This is a genomic window from Nonomuraea sp. NPDC049709 (assembly GCF_040674815.1).
Classification (GTDB): Bacteria; Actinomycetota; Actinomycetes; order Streptosporangiales; family Streptosporangiaceae; genus Nonomuraea.
The window spans coordinates 187,141-198,145 of the sequence record NZ_JBFANM010000015.1; the positions used below are offsets into that span (position 1 = coordinate 187,141).

Sequence of the window (11,005 nt, forward strand, 5' to 3'; positions counted from 1 at the left end):
TACCGCCCGTACTTACCCGAAAGCCGCGTTTTGTTCGCAAAAAGCGAGCAAAACGCGGCCGGTTTGTGAAATTCCCGTCATCCACGCTTGGCGCGGGCGGCGGCGCGGCCCCGGATGGCGGCGTCGAGCACCACCTTGCGGATGCGCACGGCGTCCGGGGTGATCTCCACGCACTCGTCCTCGCGGATGAATTCGAGGGCCTGCTCCAGCGACAGGTTGCGCGGCGGGATCACCTTCTCCGTCTCCTCGGAGGTGGAGGAGCGCATGTTCGTGAGTTTCTTCTCCTTGGTGATGTTCACGTCCATGTCGTCGGACCGGGAGTTCTCGCCGACGATCATGCCCTCGTAGACCTCGGTCGTCGGGGAGACGAACAGGGTGCCACGCTCCTGCAGGTTGAGCATCGCGAACGCGGTCACCGGGCCCGACCGGTCGGCCACCAGCGAGCCGTTGTTGCGGGTGCGCAGCTCGCCGAACCAGGGCTCGTAGGAGTCGAACACGTGGTGCACCAGGCCGGTGCCGCGCGTCTCGGTCAGGAACTCGGTGCGGAAGCCGATCAGGCCGCGGGCCGGCACCACGAACTCCATCCGGATCCAGCCGGTGCCGTGGTTGGTCATGTGCTCCATGCGGCCCTTGCGCACGGCCAGGAGCTGGGTGACCGCGCCGAGGTATTCCTCCGGGCAGTCGACCGTCAGCCGCTCGACCGGCTCGTGCACCTTGCCGTCGACGACCTTCGTGACCACCTGCGGCTTGCCGACGGTCAGTTCGTAGCCCTCGCGGCGCATCTGCTCCACCAGGATGGCCAGCGCCAGCTCGCCGCGGCCCTGCACCTCCCAGGCGTCGGGCCGGTCGGTGGGCAGCACGCGCAGCGAGACGTTGCCGACGAGCTCCTTCTCCAGGCGGTCCTTGACCATGCGGGCGGTGACCTTCGAGCCCTTGACCTTGCCGACCAGGGGCGAGGTGTTGGTGCCGATGGTCATGGAGATGGCCGGCTCGTCCACCGTGATCAGCGGCAGCGGGCGCGGGTCCTCGGGGTCGGCCAGCGTCTCACCGATCATGATCTCGGGGATGCCCGCGATGGCGATGATGTCGCCGGGGCCGGCCTCCTCGGCCGGCTTGCGCTCCAGGGCGTCGGTCATCAGCAGCTCGGTGATCTTGACGCGCTGGATCGAGCCGTCCGTGCGGCACCAGGCCACCTGCTGGCCCTTGCGCATGACGCCCTGGTGGATCCGGCACAGCGCGATGCGGCCCAGGTAGGAGGAGGCGTCGAGGTTGGTGACGTGGGCCTGCAGCGGCGCGTTCGGGTCGTAGGTGGGCGCCGGGATCGTCGACTTGATGATGTCGAACAGCGGCTCGAGGTCCTCGGAGTCGGGCATCCCGCCGTCCTCCGGGCGCTCCAGGGAGGCCCGGCCGGCCTTGGCGGAGGCGTAGACGATCGGGAAGTCGATCTGCTCCTCCGTGGCGTCGAGGTCCATGAACAGCTCGTAGACCTCGTCCACGACCTCCTTGATGCGGGCGTCGGGGCGGTCGACCTTGTTGATGCACAGGATGACCGGCATCTTGGCGGCGAACGCCTTGCGGAGCACGAACCGGGTCTGCGGGAGGGGCCCCTCGGAGGCGTCGACCAGCAGCACGACGCCGTCGACCATCGACAGGCCGCGCTCGACCTCGCCGCCGAAGTCGGCGTGGCCGGGCGTGTCGATGATGTTGAGGGTCATGCCGCCGTGCTTGACCGCGGTGTTCTTCGCGAGAATGGTGATGCCCTTCTCGCGCTCGAGGTCGTTGGAGTCCATGACGCGGTCGTCGACATCCTGGTTGGCGCGGAATGCCCCGGACTGCCAGAGCATGGCGTCGACCAGCGTGGTCTTGCCATGGTCGACGTGCGCGATGATCGCGATGTTCCGCAGGTCGTCGCGGCTGTTCAAAGGCATGATGACGTCTCGCTCTGTGTCGTGGGGTCGGCCGCGCGAAGTCGCGACCTCATAAGTCTAGTTGATCCCCCCTCATGGCAGGAGCGGGGCGAGATGGCGGTGAGCGTACGCGCGGGCGTCCGCGTAGTTAAGGAGGGGCTCCTCAGGGCCGGGGATCGCGCCGGGCGGCGTCGTGGGCTGGCCTACATACATAGCCGGTTGCACAATTGTGCGCATGGCAATCGTGGACCGCGTCCTTAGATTGGCGGCATGACCTGGACAGAGCTGGTTATGGCTGCGGCACCGATGCAGGGCGATCAGCCGGCGGTGAGCGACGTCAGGACCGGCGAGGTGCTGTCCTACGCGGCATTCGGGAGACGGGTCACCCGGGCCGCACAGGGACTGCGTGCCCAGGGCCTGCGCTACGGCGACCCCGTTCTGGTCAACGTCCCCCTGGGCGCCACGCTGCCCGTGGCGGTGCACGCCGTGGCCTGGGCCGGCGGGGTCGCGGTGCTCGGGGCCGCCGGCGAGGCCCGCATGATGATCGCCCAGGACCACTACGACCCCGCGGCAGTGAAGGTGGACCAGGTCTTCTCCTTCCGGCCGGCGCCGGGCGCCAGGCCCTTCGCCGATCTGCTGTCCAGCGGCGCGGTCGAGTTCGGGCCGCTGGCGGGGCCCGCGTTCACGCTCGGCGGCGAGCGGGTGTTCGACAACACCGAGCTGGCGACCGACCTGCGCAGGCTCGCCGCCCGGCTGGTGATCGGCAAGGACGACGTGGTGATCAGCGCGGTGAGCGAGCCGTTCCGTGGCCTGCGGGTGATCGATTTAGCCATGATGTCCGGCGCCCGCGTCGTGGTCGCCCATGAGCCGAGCCTGGTCGGCTGCCGCGTGCTGGCCCAGGAACGCCGGGCCACGATGGTCGTCGCACCGTATGACCTGGCCAGAAGGCTGCTCGGTGACCCCATCCTGCGCGTCGTCGACGAAAGGGCGGTCGTGAGCTCGCTTGGCCTGTGAAAAGTGCGACACTGTGGGAGAGTGTGATCCTTCCGCGACGCAGGGTGAGCACATGCCAGATTCCCCCCGGCACAACCTTCCGGCAGAGCCCAACCGGTTCGTGGGCCGCGAGCGTGATCTCGACGACCTGCGCGACCTGTTCGGCGAGACGCGCGTGGTGACGCTGTGCGGGGTCGGCGGCATCGGGAAGACCCGGCTGGCCCTGCAGGTCGCCGCCGGGCTGGTGCCCGCCTTCCCGGACGGTGTCCGGCTGGTCGAGCTGGCCAGGTTCGGCCGTCCCGAGCTGGTGGAGCAGGAGATCGCCCGCGTGCTCGGCGTGCGCGAGGAGGCCGGCCGCCCCCTCCTCGACACCATGACGGCCAGGCTCCGCGACCAGCGCTGCCTGCTGCTGCTGGACAACTGCGAGCACCTGGTCGACAGGTGCGCCGAAGTGGCCGCGGCGCTGGTCGCGGCCTGCCCGTCGCTGCGCGTCCTGGCCACCAGCAGGGAGCCGCTGCGCATCGCCAGCGAGCTCATCTGGCGGGTGCCGCCGCTCGACCTGCCCGACCCGGGCACGCCGGACGCCGAGTCGGTGCAGCTGTTCATGGACCGGGCGGCGGCCGCCGGCACCAGGCTGGGCCCCGAGAGCCTGCCCGACGTGGTGCGCCTGTGCCGGGCGCTCGACGGGCTGCCGCTGGCGCTGGAGCTGGCCGCGGCCCGCACCAGCCTGCTCAGCCCCGGGCAGATCGCCGACCGCATAGACGACCGGTTCTCGCTGCTCACCACCGGCGGCCGCACCGCTCCGGTCCGCCAGCGCACGCTGCTGGCGGCCGTCGAGTGGAGCTACGACCTGCTGTCGGCGAAGGAGCAGGTGCTGCTGCGCCGGTTGTCGGTGTTCGCCGGTGATTTCGACCTCGACCTGGCCGAGCAGGTGTGCGCCGAGCGGCCGATCGGCGCGAGCGAGATCGTCGACCTGCTCGGCGGCCTGGTGGACAAGTCCCTCGTGCTGTGCGACGAGAGCCGCAGGCGCTACTGGCTGCTGGAGACGATCAAGCGTTACTCCGTCGAGCGGCTCGAACAGGCCGGCGAGCGCGAGGTCCTGCGCGAGCGGCACCTCAACGTGCTCTGCGAGCTGCAGGAGCGCTACTTCAACCGGGAGATGGTCGAGCCCGGCGTGCCGTGGTCGCGGCGGCTCGAGGCGCTGACCGCGAGCCGGGCCCTGGTCGACGACCAGCGGGTGGCGCTCGAATGGGCCGCCGAGTCCGGCAACGTGGCCCTGGGCCTGCACCTGTGCCGGACCAGCACGGGCCTGCTGCCCATCGGGGGCAACCTGACGGAGATCGTCGGCTGGATCGAGCGGCTGCTCTCGCTCGACGCCACCGGAGTGGCCGGCGATGAGGTCGCACACGTCAAGGCCTACCTGGCCTACGGGCTGGAGGCCAGAGACGAGCTGAGCCGGTCGCTGGAGGTGGCGGAGGAGAGCCTGGCCGGGATGGCGCCGGACAACGTGTTCCCGCGCTGCGTCATGCACAGCCTCATGGTCGTGGTGCTGCTGCGCATGGGCCGGGCCGACGAGGCGCTGCACCACGCGGAGGAGGGCCTGGCCGCCGCCGTCCGCTCCGGCGACCTGTGGAACCAGGCGGCGGGGCTGGCCGGGCTGTCGGCGGTGGCCCTGACCCGCGGCCGGTTGCGTGAGGCGCAGCGGCACGGCGAGGAGGCCCTCGCCCGGGCGAGCGAGCACGGTCACCGCTGGCTGATGGCCAGGACCGCCGCGCAGCTCGGCTCGGTGGCCGAGGCCCGCGGCGACCTGGTGACCGCCAAGGCTCAGTACGAGCGGGCCGTGCCCTGGCTGCGCGAGCTGGGCGGCGATCTGGAGCTGGCGCGCTGCCTGGCCAGGATCGGCAGGGTGGCGGCGATGCTGCACGAGTTCGGCGTCGCGCGGGAGCGGCTGGCGGCCAGCCTCGCGCTGGGCCGGGCGACCGGTCAGCGCCAGGGCGTGGCCCGCTGCCTGGTCGGGCTGTCGGTGCTGGCCGAGTACGAAGGCGACCTGGAGGGCGCCGTGCTGGCGGCCGCGGCGGCGGCCACGCTGCGCGAGTCCATCGGCCAGCACTCCGCCACGATCAGGATCGAGGAGCTGCTCGGCCGGGCCCGGACCAAACTGGGCGACGGCCGCACGACCTCGCTGTGGTCGCGGGGCCGGACGATGAGCCCCGACGATGCCGCCCGCCACGTGCTGGAGGGCGAGCGGCTGGCCCCGCGGACACCCGTGGCGGCCGAGCCCGTCCGGCACACGCTGCTGACCACCCGCGAGCTGGAGATCGCCGGTCTGCTCACCCGGGGGCTGTCCAACCGGGCCATCGCGGAGGAGCTGGTGATCAGTCCCGCCACGGTCGCCCGGCATATCGCCAACATCATGGAGAAGCTCGGCTATACCTCGCGGGCACAGATCGCGGTCTGGGCGGCCGAGCATCCGGGCACCTCCGGGTAGGGAGTGGCGCGCTTCTGCATAGGGATCTGCATATTCCGCCCCATGTGTGCACGAGACGCCCTCCTTACCGTGGGCCACATGGATGAGCGCATCGTGATGGTGGATTCGGGCACCGGCCTGAAGCTCACCGAGGAGCAGTTGGACGAGAGGTCCGCGGTCGCGGCCGTCCAGTTGCGGCGCAGGGGAGTGCGCGCTGGAGACACCGTGCTCATCTGCCTGCCCGTAGGGCCCGACCTGCTGGTGGCGACCGACGCGGTGATCGCCGCAGGCGGCGTCGTCTGGCCCCTGCCCGCCGATCTCGACGCGGGGACATTGCGGGACCGCATCCAGGAGAGCGGCGCCCGGGTGATGGTCTCCAACGTCCGGCGGGCCCTGGACGCGGCGGACGAATCACGCGTACGGATCATCATGAGCGTCGCCGACCTGAGCGCCTCACATTCGTATCCAGCGGGTCGCTGACTATGCACGCAAAGTGATCGCATCGGCCCGCCCGGCGGGGGAGACTTGGCGCGAAAGCTGATCCTCCCGCGAGCACCTGGGCCCCAACATGACCGTGCAAGCCCCCCACAACCTCCCCGCAGAGCCCAACCGCTTCATCGGACGCGCGCGTGACGTGTCGGAGCTGAGCGCGCTGGTCCGGGAGGAACGCGTGATCACGCTGAGCGGCGTGGGCGGCATCGGCAAGACCCGGCTGTCGTTGCGCGTGGCGGCGCAGGCGCGGCCCTGGTTCGCCGACGGCGTGTGGCTGGTGGAGCTGGCCCGCCTCGGCAATCCCGCGCTGGTGGCCGGCGAGCTGGCCGGGGTGCTCGGCGTGCGCGACGAGATCCCCGGACGGCTGCTCGACGGCCTGCGCGTACGCCTGCGCGACGCCAGCACGCTGATCGTGCTGGACAACTGCGAGCACCTGGTCGGGCACTGCGCCGAGCTGGTGGCCGAGCTGATCGCCGAGTGCCCGGGCCTGCGGTTCCTGCTCACCAGCCGGGAGCCGCTGCGCATCCCGGGCGAGCTGATCTGGCGGGTGCCGCCCCTGGAGCTGCCCGACGCCGACCATCCCGACGCCGAGTCGGTGCTGTTGTTCGTGGAGCGCTCGCTCGCGGCCGGGGCGCGCGGGGTGACCGGCAGCATGAACGACGTCGTACGCCTGTGCCGCGCGCTCGACGGGATCCCGCTGGCCCTGGAGCTGGCGGCGGCCCGCACCAGCCTGCTGAGCCCCGGGCGGATCGCCGACCGCATCGGCGACCGGTTCAGGCTGCTGACCACCGGCCCCCGCACGGCCCCCGCCAGGCAGCGCACGCTCCTGGCGGCCGTCGAGTGGAGCCACGACCTGCTCAAGCCCAAGGAACGGGTGCTGTTGCGCCGGCTGTCGGTGTTCGCGGGGCTGTTCGACCTGGAGCTGGCCGAGAGGGTGTGCGCCGACGGGGGCGTGCTGCGCCGGGCCGAGCTGCTCGACCTGCTCGCGGGCCTGGTGGACAAGTCGCTGGTGCTGCACCACGGCGGGGCCGGCCGCTACCGCCTGCTGGCGACCATCCGCCAGTACGCCGCCGACCGCCTCGCCGAGGTCGACGAGGTCGCGCGCCTGCGTGACCGGCACCTGCGGGTGATCTGCGAGGAGATGGAGCGCTGCTACGAGGGCGGCTCGCTGGACCCCCGGATGCCGTGGCCCGAGCGGTTCGCGTACTTCGCCAGGGGCCGCACGCTGCACGACGACTGCAGGGCCGCGATCGACCGGGCGGTGGAGTCCGGCAACCCGGTGCTGGGGCTGCGCCTGGCCCGCGCGGCGCTGGCGATCCTGGCCGTGCGGGGCGACCTGGCCGAGAGCGTCGGCTGGCACGAGCGGCTGCTGGCGCTGGACGTGTCGCAGGTGCCCGCCGACCTGCTGGCGGTGGCCAAGGGCGCGCTGGCGTACGGGCTGGAGGCCGGGGACGAGCTGGGCCGCGCCGAGGAGCTCATCGTGCAGGCCATCGAGGAGCAGCGGCGCCACCCGTACACGCACTGGCTGGGCATCACCTACGGCGTCGCGCTGACCGTGTTCTTCCGCACAGGGCAGAGCGAGCGGGCGCAGCTCTGCCTGGAGGAGCTGGAGGCGGCGGCCACCGCCCACGACGACCTGTTCAACCTGGCCACCGTCAGGATCGCCCAGCTCAACGTGGCGCTGTTCCACGGGCGGTTGCGCCGGGCCCAGCGGTACGGCGAGGAGGCGCTCGCCCTGGGCCGGGAGGCGGGTCACCACTGGACGCAGGCCAGGGCACTGACCCATCTCGGCGCGGTGGCCGAGGCGGCGGGTGACCTGGAGGCCGCCATGTCCCACCACGCGGGCGCGCTGCCGCTGCTGGAGGGCATGGGCAACGTGGTCGAGCTGGCCCGCTGCCGGGCGCAGATCGGCCGGGTGGCGGCCGGGCTGGGCGACCACGCCACGGCCAGGGAGCATGTGGCCGCAAGCCTGGAGCTGAGCAGGCAGTCGGGGCAGCGCAGGGGGATCATGCGCGCGCTGATGGCCCTGTCGGCCCAGGCCCGCGCTCAGGACGACCTGGAAGGCGCGGTGCTGGCCGGTGCGGCCGCCACCGCCCTGCGGGAGTCCATCGGGCAGTTCGGCACTCCTGGGCGCGTTCAGGAGCTTCTGGCGCTCGCCCGCGGCAGGCTCGGCGAGGGCCGGGTGACGCTGCTGTGGGCCAGGGGCATGGAGTGGCCGCCGGAGGAGGTGGCCAGGCGCGTGCTGGGCAGCGAGGCCGGGCAGGCGCCGCTGCCGGTCTCCGTCGAGGGCCCCCGGTACGGCGGCCTGACCGCCAGGGAGCTGGAGATCGCCGCGCTGCTCACCCGGGGCCTCAGCAACCGGGCCATCGCCCAGGAACTGGTGATCAGCCCGGCCACCGTGGCCCGGCACATCGCCAACATCATGGACAAGCTGGGCTTCGACGTGCGCTCGCAGATCGCGGTGTGGGCGGCCGAGCACGGGATCGACGCCGGGCGTATCTAAGCTCATATCCATGCCTTTCGCGCCCAATTTTCCCGTCATGCTCAGAACCGAGGACGGGGTCCGCATCGACGCCTCGCACACCCCGGCGACCCGCACGTCCGGCGGTACGGACGTGGGCATCGTCGTCGCGCACGGCTTCACCGGCTCCTGGCGGGAACGCACCGCGCGCCGCATCGTGCACGTGCTGAGCGGGTACGGCGGGGTGATCGCGTTCGACTTCCGTGGCCATGGGCGCTCCGGGGGCGAGACCACGGTGGGCGACCTGGAGATCCTCGACGTGGAGGCCGCGGTCCGGCACGCCCGCGTGGTCGGCTACACCAAGGTGGCGGTCGTGGGCTTCTCCATGGGGGCGTCGGTGGCCCTACGGCACGCGGGGCTGCGCGGCGGGGTGGACGCGGTGGTGGCGGTGAGCGGTCCCGCCCGCTGGTACTACCGGGGCACCAGGCCGATGCGCCAGGTGCACTGGGCCATCGAGCAGCCGGTCGGCCGGTGGGCGGCCAGAGTGGCCAAGCGCACGAGGATCGCGCGGGGCCGGTGGGACCCGATCCCCATGCCGCCGCACGAGGCCGCCGCGCTCATCTCGCCGACGCCGCTGCTGATCGTGCACGGGGACGCGGACACGTTCTTCCCGCTGGACCACGCCGAGCAGCTCTACGCCGGCGCGCGGGAGCCGAAGGAGCTCTGGGTCGAGCCCGGCTACGGGCACGCGGAGGCCGCGGCCACTCCCGAACTCGTCCGCCGGATCGGCAAATGGATCTCCTCGAACTTTTCCTGAAGGAAAGACGTCTACCTAGGGCGGATGGAAGGAAACCGCCGGGAGAAAGTCCCTGGGGAAGGAAACCGTCGATGCGGTGGACGTGGGACATACTGCTGTAGTCAGGCGGTTGCCCACAGTGGCCTGCGTCCAGCAGGCCGCTGTAGGTAGCGAGGTTGGCACCTAGCGTCGCGGGGGCGCGCTGGGTACCATCCGGGCACGAAAAGGGGCCCCGCAGATCCTTGCGGGGCCCTTCCTTCTCAGCCCAGGCGGGCGATCGTCTTGTACTCGAGGTAGCTGCCGAGGCCCTCGGGGCCCAGCTCGCGGCCGATGCCGCTGGCCTTGAAGCCGCCGAAGGGGGCGTTGGTCTCCAGCATGAAGCAGTTCACGCCGTACGTCCCCGTACGCACCCGGCGGGCCACGTCCATGCCGTGCTCGGTGTCGGCCGTCCACACCGTGCCGGCCAGGCCGTAGTCGCTGTCGTTGGCGATCCGTACGGCGTCCGCCTCGTCCTCGTACGGGATCACCGACAGGACCGGCCCGAAGATCTCCTCGCGGGCGATCCGCATGTCGTTGGAGACCCCGGCGAAGACGGTGGGCGAGACGTACCAGCCGCGGTCGAACGGCCGGTCCAGGCCGCCCACGACGACCTTGGCGCCCTCGTCCATGCCGATCTTGATGTAGCCCTCGACCCGCTCCTGCTGCCGCTTGGCCACCAGCGGGCCGATGCCGGTCCCCGGGTCGGCGGGGTCGCCGACGGCCTGGGAGCTGACCATGCCCACGATCGCGTCCACGACCTCGTCGTAGCGGTGGCGGGAGGCCAGGATGCGGGTCTGGGCCACGCACGCCTGCCCGTTGTTCATGAGGGAGGCCATCGACAGGAAGCCCATGCTGGCCGCCAGGTCGGCGTCGTCCAGGATGATCGCGGCCGACTTGCCGCCGAGCTCCAGGCTGACCCGCTTGAGCTGCTCGCCGCAGATGGCCGCGATGCGCCGGCCGGCCGCCGTCGAGCCGGTGAAGGCCACCTTGTCGACGCCCGGGTGCGAGATCAGGTGCTCGCCCACCTCGCGGCCGGCGACCACGATGTTGAGCACGCCCGCCGGCACGCCGGCCTCGGCCGCCCACTCGGCCAGCAGGTACGCGTCCAGCGGCGTCTCGGGCGCCGGCTTGAGCACGATCGTGCACCCGGCCAGGAGCGCGGGCGCGACCTTGGTCATGGTCACGAACTGCGGCACGTTCCACGGCACCACGGCCGCCACCACGCCCACCGGCTCCCTGCGCACGGTGATCGGGCCGAACAGCCCCGGCCGCTGCTCCTCCTGCTCGAACGTCCTGCCCAGCTCGGCGTAGAACTGCAGCATGCCGAGCGGCTGCGGCGCCTGCGCGAGGTTGGAGAACGTGATCGGCGAGCCCATCTCCTCCGTGATGAGCTGGGCCATCTCGGCCTGCCGCTCGTTGTAGATCGCGGCGAGCCGGCCGACGACCTCGGCCCGCTCGGCGAAGGACATCCGCGGCCACGGCCCGTGGTCGAACGCCTCCCTCGCGGCGGCGACCGCGCGCTCCATGTCCTCGGCCGTGCCTTCCGGCACCCGCCCGACGACCTCCTCGGTGTGGGGGGAGATGACGTCGATCGTCCCGGTGCCCGCGGGGGCCACCCATTCGCCCCCGATGAACAGCGTGTCGTGCTGGCGCATGTCGTGAGCCTCCTGCTTGACCGAATGCTTGCTTGATACCGGTATGCCTCAAGGTGACCGAACCATGTTCTGTCCGGACACGCAAGAGGGGTGGGGGGGGGGCGGGCCCGCCCCCCCCCCCGCCGGCCCGGGGGAAGGCGCCCCGCGGTTTGTAAGGTTGGTTTTTAGAATAAAGATCATGAGGGTCAGATCGCG

The 11,005-nt window shown here is 71.6% G+C and carries 7 protein-coding genes; 5 read left to right on the forward strand and 2 right to left on the reverse strand.

Annotated elements, in window-relative coordinates:
* Positions 1–77: 77 nt before the first annotated feature.
* Positions 78–1,928, reverse strand: coding sequence for a translational GTPase TypA (gene typA / locus AB0J69_RS17600; protein ID WP_364118014.1), 1,851 nt, complete (start codon positions 1,926–1,928; stop codon positions 78–80).
* Between the two features lie 249 nt (positions 1,929–2,177).
* On the opposite strand from typA, the gene AB0J69_RS17605 reads away from it, so the two are divergent.
* The 5 genes from AB0J69_RS17605 (at position 2,178) to AB0J69_RS17625 (ending at position 9,137) form a co-directional block, all read left to right on the forward strand.
* The gene (locus AB0J69_RS17605) at positions 2,178–2,921 is read left to right on the forward strand and encodes an AMP-binding protein (protein ID WP_364118015.1); all 744 of its coding nucleotides are present in this window, start codon (positions 2,178–2,180) and stop codon (positions 2,919–2,921) included.
* A 52-nt stretch (positions 2,922–2,973) separates the two neighbouring features.
* The gene (locus tag AB0J69_RS17610) at positions 2,974–5,388 is read left to right on the forward strand and encodes a LuxR C-terminal-related transcriptional regulator (RefSeq protein ID WP_364118017.1); all 2,415 of its coding nucleotides are present in this window, start codon (positions 2,974–2,976) and stop codon (positions 5,386–5,388) included.
* A 78-nt stretch (positions 5,389–5,466) separates the two neighbouring features.
* Entirely contained in the window at positions 5,467–5,847 is a 381-nt protein-coding gene (locus AB0J69_RS17615) for an AMP-binding protein (RefSeq protein WP_364118019.1), read from the forward strand.
* 88 nt (positions 5,848–5,935) lie between these two features.
* On the forward strand, positions 5,936–8,362 hold the full coding sequence (locus tag AB0J69_RS17620; RefSeq protein ID WP_364118020.1) for a LuxR C-terminal-related transcriptional regulator: 2,427 nt from the start codon (positions 5,936–5,938) through the stop codon (positions 8,360–8,362).
* 37 nt (positions 8,363–8,399) lie between these two features.
* Positions 8,400–9,137, forward strand: coding sequence for an alpha/beta fold hydrolase (locus AB0J69_RS17625; RefSeq protein WP_364118022.1), 738 nt, complete (start codon positions 8,400–8,402; stop codon positions 9,135–9,137).
* 239 nt (positions 9,138–9,376) lie between these two features.
* Here the strand turns inward: AB0J69_RS17625 and AB0J69_RS17630 are convergent, their stop codons facing one another.
* Positions 9,377–10,810 (reverse strand): aldehyde dehydrogenase, encoded by a 1,434-nt coding sequence (locus AB0J69_RS17630; protein ID WP_364118024.1) that lies wholly within the window; start codon positions 10,808–10,810, stop codon positions 9,377–9,379.
* Between the last annotated feature and the right edge of the window lie 195 nt (positions 10,811–11,005).